The following is a 16,015-nucleotide window of genomic DNA, read 5'->3' as shown; positions in this document are numbered from 1 at the left end:
AGCAGTAAAATAAATAATAATGATGATAGCAGCAGGGGCGATATGATATCGCCCCTGTTCTATTTTTGGCAAAGGCTATCGAGGTATCATCGATGCAAACGAATGACGCCTTCCTGCACGGTAGAAGCCACTAATATCCCTTCCCGGCTGTAAATCTGGCCACGGACAAAGCCCCGCGCGCCGGAAGCAGAAGTGCTTTCTACTGCATACAGCAGCCAATCGTCCAGGCGGAATGGCCGATGGAACCACATAGAATGATCTATCGTGGCAATCTGCACTCCTGGCTCCAGGAAACCAATCCCATGTGGCTGCAAGGCCGTTGGCAGGAAATTAAAATCAGAGGCATAACCCAGTAAATACTGATGAACCCTCAGGTCATCTGGCATGGCACCGTTGGCGCGGAACCAGACATAGCGATTCGGTTCTTCTACCGAGCCTTGCAATGGGTTGTGGAATTTCACCGGGCGCATTTCAATTGGCTGATGGCCGATAAACTTTTCCCGTACTTTTTCGGGGATCATATGTGCGAACTGGCGGGCAATGTCTGTTTCTGACATCAACCCTTCCGGTGGGGGAACGTCCGGCATGGTATTTTGGTGTTCGAACCCCTCTTCTTGACTCTGGAACGATGCCGTCATATAGAAGATGGGTTTACCATTCTGAATCGCACTGACCCGGCGGGCGCTGAAGCTGTTGCCATCACGTAGTGTTTCGACGTCATAGATAATGGGCTTGCTGCTGTCCCCTGGGCGCAGAAAATAGCTGTGGAAAGAATGTACTGCCCGCTCTGCCGGTACGGTTTGTTTTGCTGCATAGATAGCCTGACCCACTACCTGACCACCAAATACCTGGCGCAAGCCCAGATCTTCACTTTGGCCACGAAAGATACCTTCTTCAATTTTCTCAAGGAAGAGCAGATCGAGTAGTTTTTCTAATGCTTGACTCATGTTGTGGCCCCTGATGGTTGAGTTTATACACAGTGTGCTGAATCCGTTGGGCGCTCGTCAATATATTGCTGTGAAAGGCCTGTTCAACTGAGGAATATCGGATAAGGAATAGTCTGATAAATGCCTCAATGGGGTAAGCGTCGGCGGGAAGTAGAATATTGTGCTATAATTGGCTTGCTAGGTGGTTGAAGCCACTTATTAAACGCCGGCTGTTGTGTAGATAGCTTGCATCTTAATAATAAGAAGGAGTGCGACCTATGAAACCTTGGCAATCAATGAAATTCTGGCAGATAGCGGGTGGGGCAGCATTAGTGGTAAGTTTGGCTGGGTGTGCTCATCGAGGGGCTGATGTTCCGGTTCCCGCGCCGGCAGGTGTAACCACTGCTGCCGCACCTATTGCACAGCCTGCTGTACAGGGGACAGTGAACATCCGCGAGCGCATTGCATTACCACCTGATGCCGTAGTTACGGTTACGCTGTCGGATGCCTCACTGGCTGATGCACCATCACGGGTTATCGCCCAGAAAGCAATTCGTACTGAGGGCAAACAGGCTCCGTTTAGTTTTGCTTTGCCGTTTAACCCAGCCGACATCCAGCCAAATGCACGTATTATTGTAAGTGCCGCGATCACTCGCAATGGCCAGTTATTGTTTATCACCGATACCATTCAAGAAGTGATCAACCGTGGCGCGGGTACCCAGGCTAATCTGTTATTGGTCCCTGCAACCTCTGTTGCTATAGAAACAACCCCAGGGGGACCGGCAACAATACAGGGCGCGCCTACCATAACAGGCAGTGCGACCATCCAGTAATGTTTAACCCGCCATGAACCGGTTTTTCAGAAGCGCCAATTAATTTGGCAATAGCGCCACAGGATAGCCACTATTCTGTGGCGTTTTTATTAGCGGTATTGCCAGCGATAGCGGCGTAAATCAATTCGACCCGAAGTATCGATATCAATGCCTTCAGCCAGTAATGCCTTTTTTTGTCTAAGATAATCATCACCAATTAATGATATTTCGCCATGACGATTAATCACCCGATACCAGGGTAAGGCAGAGCCTTCCGGCAAGCGTTTGAGAACTCCACCGACTTGGCGTGCAGCTCTGGGGGAGCCAATCAGCCGCGCGATATCGCCATAAGTAGTCACCTGTCCATAGGGGATAGCGGCCACCACTTGGAAGACCCGCTGGCGGAAACTGTCGACAAACGGTAGGTCACCCGATTCTGTGGGCAAATCTGATATTGCAGATTCCCACTGATTTTGGCTCTCTGTTTTTGATGATGTCACAGCATTCTCTTTTTTATCTGCATGGGCGGATAGTGCGACGTTATAGAAATAAATAGAGCGATATAAATAGAACGAGATAAATAAATAACATCATCAATGCTTTTGGTGCCAGCAGAAAAGAGATTTAACCCAAACCTGAGGGGAAGTGGGCAAGAAACCACCGGTTAGTGCGGGTTGTCTTGCTATTTGGTGGGTCATGGTCGATAATGCCCACCGCTCCAGAGTACAAGGAGCCGTTAACGTCAATGGAGGTCCTGTTGGTTCTCCCGCAACACTAACTTGTGAACTCGGTCAGATCCGGAAGGAAGCAGCCGTAGCAGGCGAGGTGTGTGCCGGGATGTAGCTGGCAGGGCCTCCACCATTTCTGATAAGTGCATGATATCCATCATATTAAACACTTGTTTCGTGCATTGAAACGGCAGTGATACAACTTTTGTGTATCACCTAGGGCGCTAATCAATGTCACATCTTATACTTTCCCGTCATGGAATCTGGTACTACCGTAGAGTCTACCTGACACCTAGAAAACGTCGTGAAATTCGAATCAGCTTTATCACAATGATATTATGCCGGTGCATAGTGTTTTTGGTGCTTCCGTATCGATAATCTGAATCCTATTCAACCCTTTTTACTTTGAAACTAGTTTGTTTTTTATTATCTGTCCGTCTTTCATGATGATAGTCAGGTTTTTTTCAGGATCTGCCAGCAGTCCGATATCAGCGAGTGGATCGCCGTTAACCAGCAATAAATCAGCTAAGGCTCCGACTTCGACAACACCAAGTTTTCCTGGATATGGATTGCGTCGATCTGATAGTGCTAACAATTTTGCATTATCAGATGTTGCCATTCTGAGCACTTCGGCGGGCGTATACCACCGTGTCATTGTAGAAAGCTGTGAGCCTTGTCGGGCTGCCAAATTTCCATCAAATAAAACATCTGTTCCGAACGCAACTTTCACCCCGTATTTTTTAGCTAAGCGATAAGCGTTATCAGTCCCGGCAAAAATCTGCGCTGCTCTGGCTTGTCCCGCGGGATCGGGCAGTTGATTTGCATTCTCGTCCGCCAAAAAAGGCTGCAGACTCCACCATGTACCTGTATCTGCCATTAATTTTGCAGTTGCATCATCTGCCAATTGACCATGCTCAATTACTTTTGCTCCAGCTTTGATAGCATTGCTAATGGCTTCAGGGGTATAAGCATGGACTGTCACATAAGTACCCCAATTAGCCGCGGCCTCGACTGCGGCGTGAATTTCATCGACGCTAAGTTGAACTGTATCTAATGGGCCATAGGGAGAAGATACGCCACCGCCTCCTGTCAACTTGATTTGGCTAGCTCCTTGCAACAATTGCTCTCTGGTGCGCTTTCGAATTTCATCGGCTGAATCAGCTATCGCAGACATGCCAATTCGTTCTGGGTAACTTAATTGATCAGGGGTAGCCGGTATTTCTGAAAGCATCCGAAAATCACCATGACCACCCGTTTGTGAAATCATTGCTCCTGATGGCCAGATGCGTGGCCCTTTGATTACGCCATTATCAATTGCGAGTTTTAAGCCAAACGCGGGTCCACCCAAATCTCGAACGCTGGTAAAACCGCGTAGAAGTGTTGACTCTGCTTCAGCACCGGCCAGCAATGTGATAAAACTTAACGGGGCGGTTGAAGCTAATGCCATGGAAGGACGAGCCATAAAAGTATGCCAGTGGGCATCGATAAGGCCCGGCATCAATGTTTGACCATTGCCAGCGATATGCACGGCATCAGTTGCTGGATTAATCGGTTGAGCAGAAATTTGAGTGATTTTATTGCCTTCAACAACCACATTCATTTTGGACGTTAAGGTTGTGCCGTCAAAGACCCGGACATCTTCGAAGATAGTCATTGGTAATTTATTTGGCGATTGAGCATAAGATAGTGAGGGTAGGAGGCTGACCATACAGGCAGCCAAAAATGTTGTTTTGATTGTCTTTGACATCAGTATTTTCCTCTCGTATCTGAGAACAAGATAGCGTTGAATATTATATATATCTTATCATCTCTTTTATTTTGGCACTGTTGCAAATAGCTGCTTAGGGCAAACTGTTGATGATAGGAGCTTGGATCCATTTTTTGCCCGACTGCTGCCGTGATTATATCTGGCATGATCTCGCTGCGGGGCTTTATTTCCTTAGCGATGGATACCTATTTCTTCGTCAGCCAGGGAGACGTTGTGCTCCAAAAAATAATATCTGCACCAAGATAATCGTCGGCAAATTGTACAAACTCATCCTTGCTAAATGGCTTACCCGTGTTGGGGTTCTTGTAGGTCAAGGTAGGCTCCTGCACTGCCATGGCAATGAGTGCTAGCTTATTTTTGTATTTGTTGAAGAACGGATATGAGTTCTTCTTTGGCTGAGGTATTTTAATTGTGTCACCTGATTTTAGTGTATTAAAAAACCTTTTAATATCATTGTGTTAACTTGAATGACCTCCACCATTTCTGATGTTATCTTCCTAGTGTGCTTACCTAAAGTGTCAACCCTTCTTGTTGAACCTCTTCTTTACGTTTTCTTATGCTATTGGTCAGATATTTTCAGTTAGACGTATTAATGAAGGGGGAAATAAGATTTTTCTCATTTATTTATTGGTTTAGGTGTCTATTTACATTTAAGATTTAGCAAAGGATTAATAATATTTTGAAATTATTAGCGCTAAGAGTGAATTTTAATAAATGAAGCGGACAAAGCACTTTGACTTAAATGCCCTTCCACTCTGCTGATAACTCACTGGATTTACCTAAATCCTGATATGCAATAACGCGGGATTCAAGTTAACCTTCAATACCGTGGGCCTATCAAGACATTTATCTCAAATTAAAACACGAACGAATTGCCTGATTCATTGAAGCCGATAACGACTATCGGCTCAACGTTGTGTGTCTTAACCAGCGTTAAGCAGACTATTTCACATGTTGCCAAACCGTGGGTGGGATTTTATCATAAAGCTTATTCATTGTGAGTTCAGCCAGGCGATGGTCTGCCGCTGAGTAAAATAATTCCAACTCATCATCGGAAAGCTCATACTTATTCTTTTCAATTACACGTTCCAATGTATCAATAGTCGTACATTTTCTTAAACGCATCAGGTAGTCAGTTTTTGTCATGGTGGTTTTTCTTCTCGATATACAAATTAATATAGGGAAACTATCCCTTAAGTTTTCATCAGGGTACAGATGTATTCTCCTGAGAAAAGTCTGAATAAACGCTCTTTGGTTTTTTGCCAGCGCCGCAATTCAGGATCATTGATTCCGTAACTACTAAACAAAGTATATGTATCGTCTAAATATTCTTCCACTAACTCTGAAAGGTCGCCGTCATCCGGGTATTTTATTTTAAAACTCATCACAAATGAAGCTATATGCTCGATCAAATCATTGAGTTGCAGATTTACGGCAGATGTTGGGTCATTTACCCACCCATGATGGCTGTCGCCAAGGGTAGCAATGCCTTCATCATACAAGTTTTCACATAGAAACTTCAACTGGGCAATGTCATGCCGTTTAGGCGAGTACTCATCCATATCATCCCCTCCGTAAAGTCTTAATTCGGTGTTGATAACACAATGTGAGTAGATAGATAATCATATAAATGTAGAAGCTTATCGTTAACGTAAATAAACTTGTCTTGATATGAATATAAATCATTTCTTCGCTCACCGCGCAACTTTATTACTTAATCTTACAATTCGTCAGCGGTTGAGGGCCTGTCATTGTTAATTATATCAAAAGTGATTCTTTCTGGATGTACAATAAATGTTACAGCACCGGTTAAGGTTTCTTCAGTATTGATATCCAAACAGGGGTTAAAGATATGCCATTGATAACAGTAAGTCATTGAATAGCAGTTATCTTCTACGTGAGAAATATCAAGAATTTCTAATGAACCCGCCGTGTACCTGGCATTTTCCGAATAATACATTAAGCCGGAAACCAAACTTCCTTCAATTTCACGGATATTATTGCTGATAACACTCTTGAGTAATGAAATCGCGTAACACCCTGAGGTGAAGTCCCCGGCTATTTCATTGTTCATTAATTGTCCGCTCATGATGGCAAGATTAATTCATTCCTGTATCGCTATTGTAACAAAAAATGCTTTGGCATTTGTTTTTCAGCAACTACGAGCATGATTTGAATCAAAAAAATCAAATTTAATGAGATTTTTTCAACTAATACTATCAGCTACATGTTGTGATGTTATTTGATGCACTTGCTTTCAATAACACGCTCTTCCTATAAAATAACGCAGTCTAAATAGGATTCTTCATATTTAGGGTTATTACTCACGATTAATTTAACTACTCTCTATTAACCTAGAATGCTCAGCGGGTTTGGTCAAGAGCAGGGGGGGGATATTACCTGTTTTCTATTGTGTAATTTATCGTTTTGCGAGCATTACCGAACAATGTTGAGGTTAGAATACCAAAACCCTGCCTGACCTCACCAGTGGAGTAACAGTAAAAATTGTTTAATTTACTGTTACTAAGCATGTTTGCGCTGTCTAGTTTGCCATTAGCGGCAAGTTTGCTTCCGTTTACTGAGGGCGGTGGGGCTAGCGTGCTAAAACTTGTTACTTTTAAAACTCGTCAATCATGATGTTTTCTTGAATTTAATAATTCTATGTGATGTTATAATGTATCACATGAAAACACATGCTCTGTTCTACTATGAATAAACACGCTTTCCTTACCTGGTTAAACCAGCCTTCCTACTGGACATTGTTCTCACTTTCGTCATTACAGCGCATCTCTGGCGTCGCCTTACTTTGCTTGCTGCTGTGGGGAGCTATTTATTGGGCGAATATATTGCCATGATAAAGTTGAGAAATATTGAGATTGGATATGATCGGCATGCACTTACCCCGCCAATTAATGGTGGTTTTGCTGCCGGGTCTCTCACGGCCATTATTGGGGCAAATGGAGCGGGTAAATCAACCCTACTTAAAACATTGGCAGATTTACAACCCGCAGTGATGGGGGAAATAACTTTTACCGGAGAAGATCGCCCTCAAATAGCCTATCTCCCACAGCAAGCTGAGTTAGATAAACAGTTCCCCATTGTCGTTCAGGATGTCGTGGCGATGGGATGCTGGCCCCAAAGTGGGCTACTAGGGGGCATTAATCATCAATCACGGCAACGAATCAAAAAGGCATTAGACACGGTCGGTATGCCGGAAATGGCGCGCCAACCCGTCGCTGAGCTTTCCGGCGGGCAGTTACAGCGGGTGCTGTTTGCCCGTCTTTTAGTGCAACAAGCACAACTGATATTACTGGATGAGCCTTTTACCGGTATTGATAGCCAGACCGTGCGGCTGTTACTCGATGTTATTCATCGGTTACACGATGAGGGGCGGACGATTATTGCTGTCTTACACGATATGTCGATGGTCGCTGAACATTTCCCCCGCGCCTTGTGGTTGACACCTCTTGGTAACTGTTGGGACTCATCTGAGCAGGTTCTGGCGCAATGGCATCACTGCCACAGCTCATCTTGCGCACTCTCTTCTCTGGCTCCTCAACCCGAACAGCAAAGGGTTATCAACTGATGACATTGTTCCATTTATTTGCTGATCCTTTTGTAGATTTTGGCTTTATGCGGCGGGCATTAGTCGCCTGTCTGGCTTTGTCACTCAGTTCAGCTCCTTTAGGGGTTTTCTTGTTATTACGGCGAATGAGCCTGGTGGGGGATGCTCTATCTCACGCGGTATTGCCGGGAGCGGCTATCGGTTACCTCATTTCAGGAATGTCACTGGTGGCAATGGGCGTGGGTGGGTTTATTGCCGGATTAGCGGTTGCTATGTTGTCCGGTTGGGTCAGCCGACGAACACTATTAAGAGAAGATGCCAGCTTTGCCGGTTTCTATCTGGGCTCGCTGGCATTGGGGGTCACGCTGGTCTCTCTACGTGGCTCGAGCATGGATCTGCTCCATGTGTTATTTGGTTCTATTTTGGCTGTTGATGTCAGTGCCATGACCATGGTCGGCGTTATCACGACGGTCTCGATGTTGGCTTTAGCGGCGATTTATCGCGCACTGGTGATTGAGTCATTCGACCCTGTCTTTCTACGGGTCAGTATGGGGCGCTGGCTGATGGTGGTCCACGCTCTGTTTTTATCGCTGGTGGTTATCAATCTGGTCGCCGGGTTTCAGATTCTTGGCACCCTGATGTCGGTAGGATTAATGATGTTGCCTGCTGCCAGTGCCCGTTTTTGGGCCAAAAATCTTCCTCATACATTAGGTATTGCCATGGCCATCGGCATGGTTGCCAGTTTTGTCGGCTTGTTGTGGTCTTATTACGCCTCGTTACCTGCCGGGCCGGCAATAGTCCTTAGCGCCAGCCTGATTTTCTTTGTATCTATTTTATTTGGAACGCGTGGTGGTGTTTTAGCAACCGCGCGCCGTTAAGAAGTACCGGTCGTTAAAGGAGAGTTAAATGAAGCGTTTACCTATTAGTTTGGCGGTAGCTGCCCTACTGTCTAGCCCATTGGCGATGGCAAAAACTGTTGAAGCTGTAGCCAGTTTTTCTATTTTAGGCGATATCGTCCAGCAGGTGGGGGGCGAGCATGTCAATGTGGTGACATTGGTCGGCCCGGATGGGGATCCCCATAGTTTTGAACCGATGCCGAAAAATAGTAAACAGTTATCTAACGCTGATGTGGTGTTTATCAGCGGGCTAGGGCTTGAAGGGTGGTTGGAGCGTTTGATCAGTGCTTCTGGCTATAAAGGGCAGGTCGTTGTCGCCTCAACCGGGATCGATACGCGTAAAATGGATGAAGAGGGAAAGAGGGTGACGGACCCCCACGCATGGAACAGCATGGCGAATGGTATCAAGTATGCCAACAACGTAATGAATGCATTGATTGTCGCCGATCCTGAGGATGCTGATTATTTCCGTAAACGTGGTGGAGAATACATTCAGCAATTGGAAAAACTGGATGCTTATGCGAAAGCTCAGTTTGCCACGATCCCGATAGATAAGCGTAAGGTCCTGACCAGCCATGATGCTTTCGGCTATTTTAGCCAAGAGTATGGGGTTAACTTCTTATCGCCCGTCGGATTCTCCACTGAGGCTGAAGCCAGTGCCAGCGATGTAGCCGCGCTAATTAAACAGATCAAACAAGAGAAAATAAAAACGTATTTTATTGAAAATCAGACTGATCCGCGTTTAGTAAAACAGATTGCCGCAGCCAGTGGTGCTAAAGCTGGTGGTGAGCTTTACCCTGAAGCCTTATCCGCAACCGGTGGCCCGGCAGCAACCTATGCTGAAGCTTTTAAACACAATGTAGATACCATTGTGAACAGTATGAAGTAACTATAAACCAATAAACAAAGTGGCTAGTGCTCAGTCTTTGATTTTGGTCAGAGGCTGAGTACTTGACCTTGGTTGATAACTCTCTTCTTTAACATGAAAAAGCCCCGTTGGGCAGCAACGGGGCTTATCAATACCATCAACTGATGGGCTAAAAACCAAATCAAAATCAACGCTTCTTATGAGTCCCTCCCTGAACTGCTTTAAAACGTGGATTACTTTTACAAATAACGTATACCCGACCACGGCGACGAACGATTTTACAATCGGGATGACGGTTTTTAGCTGAACGTAATGAACTCAATACTTGCATGATTAACTCTCAGGATTAGCTGGTTTTTTTAGTCAAGAAGCGACCAAAACGTTGATTGAAGCGCGCAGTACTGCCTTCTTTGGAGAACTCTTTTTGTTTACCGGTGTAGTACGGATGTGAGGCTGAGGAGATATCCAGCGTGACATAAGGATAGGTCTGCCCATCGCGCTCAATGGTGCGTGCTGTGGCAATGGTGGAACCCACGGTGAAATAGGTATCTGCGCTGGTGTCGTGAAAAACCACTGTCCGGTAGTTAGGGTGGATGCCGGGTTTCATAAAAACTCCAATTGTTATGTTATACTATAACAATAATTATGCGCTATTCACTTTTGAGTTTCAAGTACAGAAAATAAAAAACCCGCAAACCTAAGTCTGCGGGTTTTCTTAATGATGTATTTCATCAATTGTGGTGACGTAAGGTTTACTTGGCCTTATGGTCAACCGCATGCGAGTGTTCTACATCTTCGTTTTTTCGACTAAAGCGACGGCGAACCACCACGAAGAAGACCGGAACAAAGAAGATAGCCAGTACAGTTGCGGTTACCATCCCACCCATAACACCTGTACCTACCGCATTCTGTGCACCAGAACCTGCGCCACTACTGATAACCAGTGGCAGAACCCCTAGGATAAAGGCTAATGACGTCATCAGAATTGGTCGCAGACGCATACGTACTGCTTCCAAGGTTGATTCCACCAAACCTTTCCCTTCTTTGTCCATTAAGTCTTTAGCAAACTCAACAATCAAGATGGCGTTCTTGGCCGATAGTCCGATAGTGGTCAATAAGCCTACCTGGAAGTAAACGTCGTTATTGAGCCCACGCAGAGAGGCCGCCAGTAACGCGCCCACAACACCCAGCGGTACCACCAACATAACTGAGAATGGAATCGACCAGCTTTCATACAGCGCAGCCAGACATAAGAACACCACAATCAGTGAGATGGCATACAACGCGGGAGCCTGGTTACCTGACAGACGTTCTTGATAAGACATGCCGGTCCAGTCATAACCGATGCCGCTTGGCAATTTAGACGCCAGATCCTGCATCAGGTCCATTGCCTCACCGGTACTTTTACCCGGCGCTGCCTGACCCAGAATTTCCATGGATGGCAGACCGTTATAACGTTCAAGTCGAGGTGAGCCGTATTCCCATTTCGCGGTGGAGAAAGTATTAAACGATACCATCTGACCGGTGTTGTTACGGACATACCACTTATCGATATCACCCGGTAACATACGGAAAGGCGCATCAGCTTGTACATAAACTTTCTTCACACGACCACGGTCGATAAAGTCGTTTACGTAACTGCCGCCCATCGCTGAACCGAGCGTGGTATTGATATCGGAAATCGAAACACCAAGAGCCTGTGCTTTTTCCTGATCAACTTCCACTTTGAACTGAGGTGTATCTTCCAGTCCGTTCGGCCGCATACCGACCAGCATATCTGAGTGTTGCGCCGCCATACCGAGCAGTTGGTTACGCGCTTCAGTTAATTTCTGATGGCCGACGTTACCCTGATCAATTAACTGGAAGTCAAAGCCGGTAGCAGTACCCAACTCCACAATCGCTGGCAAGTTAAAGGCGAAGACCAAACCGTCTTTGATTTGCGAGAAGGCAGCAGATGCGCGGCCGACAATTGCTGGAACTTTGTTCTGTTCTCCCGGACGCTCATCCCAGTTTTTCAGACTGACGAATGCCAGACCCGTGTTCTGACCCTGACCACTGAAACCGAAGCCGTTAACGGTAAATACAGAGTTAACCACGTCTTTTTCTTTGTCGAGATAATAGTCAGTAACCTGATTTAGCACTTTCTGAGTACGTTCTTGCGTCGCACCCGCAGGCATTTGCACCATGGTCAGGAATACACCCTGATCTTCTTCTGGTAAGAATGATGTCGGCAAGCGTAGGAACAACACGCCCATACCAATCACTATCAGCAGATAGATCAGCAGATAACGGCCAGTGCTGCGCAAAATGTTGGCAACGCTGTCAGTGTAGTGATGGGTGCTTTTCTCGAACATGCGGTTAAACCAACCGAAGAAGCCGGTACTCGGCCCATGTTCACCTTTGGTTATAGGTTTCAGCATTGTCGCGCACAGTGCGGGTGTCAGAATCAATGCCACCAGAACCGAGAGCACCATGGCTGAAACAATGGTGATAGAGAACTGACGATAAATCGCCCCGGTTGCGCCGCCAAAGAAGGCCATCGGGATAAATACTGCCGACAGTACCATCGCGATCCCCACCAATGCGCCCTGGATTTGCTCCATAGACTTTTTGGTGGCTTCTTTCGGCGGTAGCCCTTCTTCCTGCATCACACGTTCGACGTTCTCTACCACCACGATGGCGTCATCTACCAATAGACCTATCGCCAACACCATCCCGAACATCGTTAGGGTGTTTATCGAATAGCCAAAGGCGGAGAGAATAGCGAAAGTACCCAGCAATACGACCGGTACTGCAATCGTTGGAATCAATGTTGCCCGGAAGTTCTGCAAGAACAGATACATTACCAAGAACACCAAAATGATAGCTTCAACCAGTGTTTTAACCACTTCGTTAATAGAGATTTTAACGAATGGGGTGGTGTCGTACGGATAAACCACTTTCAACCCATTCGGGAAGAAGGGTTGTAATTTCGCCAGTTCAGCTTTTACTGCAGCAGAGGTGTCCAGGGCGTTAGCACCGGTTGCCAGTTTAATACCGATACCTGCCGCAGGTTTACCATTATAACGGGCGATGATGTTATAGCTTTCAGCACCCAGTTGAACGATAGCCACATCTTTCAGGCGAACCTGCGAACCATCAGTATTCACTTTCAGCAAGATCTGGCTGAATTCTTCTGCGTTGGTTAAACGGGTCTGCGCAATGATTGATGAGTTCAGCTCTTGACCAGGTACGGGTGGAGTCCCCCCTAACTGGCCTGCTGCGACCTGATTGTTCTGTACTTTAATGGCATTAATAACATCAACCGGTGTCAGTTTGAAATTATTCAGTTTATGCGGATCCATCCAGATACGCATTGCGTATTGGGAACCAAATAACTGAACGTCACCCACACCGGCGGTACGGCTAATTGGATCTTTAACGTTAGAACCCACATAGTCCGCGATATCTTCTTGTTTCATGGTGCCGTCTTCAGAAATAAAGCCGGCAACCATGAGGAAGCTACTACTGGACTTTTCAACGCTCACGCCCTGCTGCTGCACTTCTTGCGGCAATAATGGCATCGCTAATTGCAGTTTGTTCTGGACCTGAACCTGAGCGATATCTGGGTCAGTGCCTGAGTTAAAGGTCAACGTCAACTGAACGTTACCGGAGGAATCACTGCTGGAAGACATATACAGCAGGTTATCGATACCGTTCATGTTCTGTTCGATAACCTGCGTAACTGTATTCTGAACAGTAGTCGCATCGGCGCCAGGATAGTTGGCGGAGATTGTAATTGCCGGTGGCGCAATGGTTGGATATTGCGCAACGGGTAATTTCATTATCGCAAGTGCACCAGCCAACATCAGAATGATGGCGAGAACCCAAGCGAAAATAGGGCGATCTATAAAGAACTTAGCCATGAATTACCGGCTCCTTTTAAGACTTCTTCGCTGTATCAGCCGGAGCTGCTTTTTGCGCCGGGTCAGTAACTTCCTGCACTTTTACCTGCACGCCCGGTCTGATTTTCTGCAAGCCGGAAACAATAAGACGATCACCTGCTTTCAATCCTTCAGTAACCAACCATTTATTACCAATGGCCTGATTAGCAACCAGCGTGCGCATTTCAACTTTGTCATCTGCGCCGACAACCATAGCAGTAGCTTCGCCACGTGGGTTACGCGTCACACCTTGTTGAGGCACCAACAGTGCATCAGGTCTGACACCTTCATCCAAACGGGCACGAACAAACATGCCAGGCAGCAGCGCCTCGTTCGGGTTAGGGAAGATGGCACGGATAGTAATTGAACCGGTCGTTTCATCGACGGTGACACCAGAGAATTCCAGAGTACCGGTTTCTGCGTATTCAGAGCCGTTTTCCAGTAACAAGCGAACCTTGGCCTTACCGTTTTCTTGCTTGAGCGTGCCATCAGCCAGCTCTTTTTTCAGGCGCAAGAATTCATCGCTTGATTGAGTCACATCGACATACATCGGGTCAAGTTGCTGAACTGTGGTCATTGCCGTTGCCTGACCACTGGTCACCAATGCACCTTCAGTAACTGAAGATTTACCGGTACGCCCACTGATTGGCGACGTAACCTGAGTATATGCCAGGTTAATACGCGCTGTTTCTACCGCCGCTTTTGCTGCCAGAACACTCGCATTAGCTTGCATTGAGTCAGACATAGCCTGGTCATACTCTTGCTTACTGATGTAATTGGTACCCAGTAATGGTTTGTAGCGATTCACTGTCAGGCGGGCAATTTCAGCGGCAGCTTGTGCTTTCGCTAAATCACCTTTGGCGCTGTCATAAGCGGCCTGATATGTGGCTGGATCAATTTGATAAAGTGATGTTCCTGCGGTGACATCACTGCCTTCAACATAGTTACGTTTAAGAATGATCCCGCTAACTTGTGGGCGAACTTCTGCAACACGGAATGCGGACGTGCGGCCCGGTAGTTCGGTTGTGATATTCAGTGGTGCTGCTTTCAATGTCACAATACCAACTTCAGGTGCCTGTTGAGCATGGGCTTGCGCCGCATCTTTATCATTACATCCTATAAGTACTAAGCTGCCTGAAAGTACCAGAATTGCAGCCAGAGGCATTACCCCTCTGTTTTTGCTCATAGATAAACCTCAAGTGTCCGATTTTTAATTTAATTCAATGGATCACAAGCTTTAAAACCCATTGCTGCGTAAATTATATGTGCGTGCTATGGTACATACATTCGTGAATGTATGTAAATCGCACCCCCTCGAAAAAACAACGCTATGGCACGAAAAACCAAACAGCAAGCCGAAGAGACCCGGCAACAAATTCTTGATGCCGCAGTGCGGGAGTTTTCTGCGCATGGCGTTTCCGGCACTTCACTTACTGATATTGCCGCCGCCGCAGGCGTAACCCGAGGCGCAATTTATTGGCACTTCAAGAATAAGGTAGACCTGTTTAACGAAGTTTGGGAGTTATCAGAGTCTAAAATTGATCAGCTCGAATTAGAGTATCAGGCAAAATATCCCGATAATCCACTCCGCATCCTGCGTGAAATACTCATCTATGTTCTTGTTTCTACGCGTGAGGATTGCCGACGCCGTGCACTAATGGAGATTGTATTCCATAAATGTGAGTTTATCGGTGAGATGACCTCAGTCCATGACGCGCGTAAAGTTCTTGATTTAGCTAGTTATGAGCGAATTGAATCGGTTTTGCAAGACTGTATTGATGCAAATCAATTGCCCGTCAACCTTGATACTCGTCGAGCTGCGATTATCATGAAAGCTTATATTACAGGTTTGATGGAAAACTGGCTCTTTATGCCAGAAAGTTTTGATATAAAACAAGAGGCACCGGTATTAATTGATGCCTATCTGGAGATGCTAGGCCAAAGTCTTTCGTTGCGAAAAGGGCTAAATAGCAAAGCATCGGATTAACTGGAGGTTTATATGAGTAGTTCACTGGTTGTGATTGCGAATGGGGCCGCCTATGGCCATGAGTCATTATTTAATGCTCTGCGTTTATCTATTGCGTTAAAAGAACAACAAGCCGATCTCGATTTACGCCTTTTTTTAATGTCTGATGCCGTCATTGCTGGCCTTAACGGGCAACAACCACGTGAAGGTTACAATTTACAGCAGATGCTAGAGATTCTTACAGCACAGAATGTTCCGGTTAAATTATGCAAAACTTGCGCCGATGCCCGTGGTGTGACTGGGTTAACGCTGGTTGATGGTGCAGAAATCGGTACTTTGGTTGAGTTGGCTCAATGGACGTTAGCCGCTGATAAAGTTCTCACATTCTAAGTAATAATGGGATTACTGCTCTTCCCCGAATCAACCGATATTGCTGGTTGTTACATCCTATTCAACAACAACTGCGTAACAGCCCGCATTATTACAGCTATTCACGTTCTGAAAGATTTTTCTTATTATTACTCGAGACTGAACGTGATAGGATTTCAGCCTCTCTGTTGAAA

Annotated in this window: 17 protein-coding genes, 1 other RNA gene and 1 pseudogene; 8 read left to right on the top strand and 11 right to left on the bottom strand. The window is 46.0% G+C overall.

From position 1 onward, the window contains the following. Positions 1–86 precede the first annotated feature (86 nt). Positions 87–947, bottom strand: coding sequence for an acyl-CoA thioesterase II (gene tesB, locus V1953_RS15905; protein ID WP_083160001.1), 861 nt, complete (start codon positions 945–947; stop codon positions 87–89). Between the two features lie 257 nt (positions 948–1,204). Here tesB and V1953_RS15900 point away from each other — a divergent pair, with 257 nt between their 5' ends. Further along, the gene (locus tag V1953_RS15900; protein ID WP_372568771.1) at positions 1,205–1,759 is read left to right on the top strand and encodes a YbaY family lipoprotein; all 555 of its coding nucleotides are present in this window, start codon (positions 1,205–1,207) and stop codon (positions 1,757–1,759) included. Positions 1,760–1,848: 89 nt separating this feature from the next. On the opposite strand, the gene V1953_RS15895 is transcribed toward V1953_RS15900, so the two are convergent. After that, positions 1,849–2,193, bottom strand: coding sequence for an MGMT family protein (locus V1953_RS15895; RefSeq protein WP_227746600.1), 345 nt, complete (start codon positions 2,191–2,193; stop codon positions 1,849–1,851). 300 nt (positions 2,194–2,493) lie between these two features. On the opposite strand from V1953_RS15895, the gene ffs reads away from it, so the two are divergent. After that, an RNA gene (gene ffs, locus V1953_RS15890) (signal recognition particle sRNA small type) lies at positions 2,494–2,590 on the top strand. Between the two features lie 276 nt (positions 2,591–2,866). Here the strand turns inward: ffs and V1953_RS15885 are convergent. From V1953_RS15885 to V1953_RS15865, 5 genes and pseudogenes are all read right to left on the bottom strand, one after another. Then, positions 2,867–4,174: an amidohydrolase family protein gene (locus tag V1953_RS15885; RefSeq protein ID WP_442848353.1), complete on the bottom strand. Its 1,308-nt coding sequence runs from the start codon at positions 4,172–4,174 to the stop codon at positions 2,867–2,869. 245 nt (positions 4,175–4,419) lie between these two features. Then, a pseudogene (locus V1953_RS15880) lies at positions 4,420–4,623 on the bottom strand (hypothetical protein); the annotation flags it as partial. Positions 4,624–5,176: 553 nt separating this feature from the next. After that, on the bottom strand, positions 5,177–5,380 hold the full coding sequence (gene ymoA / locus V1953_RS15875; protein WP_002208622.1) for an expression modulating protein YmoA: 204 nt from the start codon (positions 5,378–5,380) through the stop codon (positions 5,177–5,179). Positions 5,381–5,427: 47 nt separating this feature from the next. Beyond that, positions 5,428–5,796 carry an Hha toxicity modulator TomB gene (gene tomB / locus V1953_RS15870; RefSeq protein ID WP_083159993.1) on the bottom strand — a complete coding sequence of 123 codons (369 nt, stop codon included), beginning with the start codon at positions 5,794–5,796 and terminating at the stop codon, positions 5,428–5,430. 158 nt (positions 5,797–5,954) lie between these two features. Further along, on the bottom strand, positions 5,955–6,308 hold the full coding sequence (locus V1953_RS15865) for a hypothetical protein (RefSeq protein ID WP_083159991.1): 354 nt from the start codon (positions 6,306–6,308) through the stop codon (positions 5,955–5,957). A gap of 619 nt (positions 6,309–6,927) precedes the next feature. Here V1953_RS15865 and V1953_RS15860 point away from each other — a divergent pair. From V1953_RS15860 to V1953_RS15845, 4 genes are read left to right on the top strand one after another with little or no spacing between them, the layout of a single operon-like run. Next, on the top strand, positions 6,928–7,089 hold the full coding sequence (locus V1953_RS15860) for a hypothetical protein (protein WP_442821167.1): 162 nt from the start codon (positions 6,928–6,930) through the stop codon (positions 7,087–7,089). Next, positions 7,086–7,820, top strand: a complete 735-nt coding sequence (locus V1953_RS15855; RefSeq protein WP_083159989.1) for a metal ABC transporter ATP-binding protein — start codon at positions 7,086–7,088, stop codon at positions 7,818–7,820. Before V1953_RS15860 ends, V1953_RS15855 begins: the two co-directional genes overlap by 4 nt. Beyond that, on the top strand, positions 7,820–8,677 hold the full coding sequence (locus V1953_RS15850) for a metal ABC transporter permease (protein ID WP_083159987.1): 858 nt from the start codon (positions 7,820–7,822) through the stop codon (positions 8,675–8,677). The genes V1953_RS15855 and V1953_RS15850 overlap by 1 nt, the downstream gene beginning before the upstream one ends. A 28-nt stretch (positions 8,678–8,705) precedes the next feature. Then, positions 8,706–9,584 carry a metal ABC transporter substrate-binding protein gene (locus tag V1953_RS15845; protein ID WP_083159985.1) on the top strand — a complete coding sequence of 293 codons (879 nt, stop codon included), beginning with the start codon at positions 8,706–8,708 and terminating at the stop codon, positions 9,582–9,584. Positions 9,585–9,750: 166 nt separating this feature from the next. Here V1953_RS15845 and ykgO read toward each other — a convergent pair whose 3' ends face one another. The 4 genes from ykgO to acrA form a co-directional block, all read right to left on the bottom strand. Continuing rightward, on the bottom strand, positions 9,751–9,894 hold the full coding sequence (gene ykgO, locus V1953_RS15840; RefSeq protein WP_002208618.1) for a type B 50S ribosomal protein L36: 144 nt from the start codon (positions 9,892–9,894) through the stop codon (positions 9,751–9,753). 15 nt (positions 9,895–9,909) lie between these two features. Beyond that, on the bottom strand, positions 9,910–10,170 hold the full coding sequence (locus tag V1953_RS15835) for a type B 50S ribosomal protein L31 (RefSeq protein ID WP_083159983.1): 261 nt from the start codon (positions 10,168–10,170) through the stop codon (positions 9,910–9,912). A gap of 145 nt (positions 10,171–10,315) precedes the next feature. Next, complete coding sequence (acrB, locus tag V1953_RS15830; RefSeq protein WP_102970455.1) at positions 10,316–13,468, bottom strand: efflux RND transporter permease AcrB; 3,153 nt, start codon at positions 13,466–13,468, stop codon at positions 10,316–10,318. 16 nt (positions 13,469–13,484) lie between these two features. Continuing rightward, complete coding sequence (gene acrA, locus V1953_RS15825) at positions 13,485–14,672, bottom strand: efflux RND transporter adaptor subunit AcrA (RefSeq protein ID WP_083159981.1); 1,188 nt, start codon at positions 14,670–14,672, stop codon at positions 13,485–13,487. A gap of 144 nt (positions 14,673–14,816) precedes the next feature. On the opposite strand from acrA, the gene acrR reads away from it, so the two are divergent. Further along, positions 14,817–15,473 carry a multidrug efflux transporter transcriptional repressor AcrR gene (gene acrR / locus V1953_RS15820; protein WP_442851116.1) on the top strand — a complete coding sequence of 219 codons (657 nt, stop codon included), beginning with the start codon at positions 14,817–14,819 and terminating at the stop codon, positions 15,471–15,473. Between the two features lie 12 nt (positions 15,474–15,485). Then, a complete protein-coding gene (locus V1953_RS15815; protein ID WP_083159977.1) occupies positions 15,486–15,842 on the top strand; it encodes a DsrE/DsrF/TusD sulfur relay family protein in 357 nt (118 codons plus the stop codon). Positions 15,843–16,015: the final 173 nt, after the last annotated feature.

Origin of the sequence: Yersinia sp. 2541 StPb PI (genome assembly GCF_052217145.1) — a bacterium.
Taxonomy (GTDB): Bacteria; Pseudomonadota; Gammaproteobacteria; order Enterobacterales; family Enterobacteriaceae; genus Yersinia; species Yersinia enterocolitica_E.
This window is presented reverse-complemented; position numbering and strand designations above follow the sequence as displayed.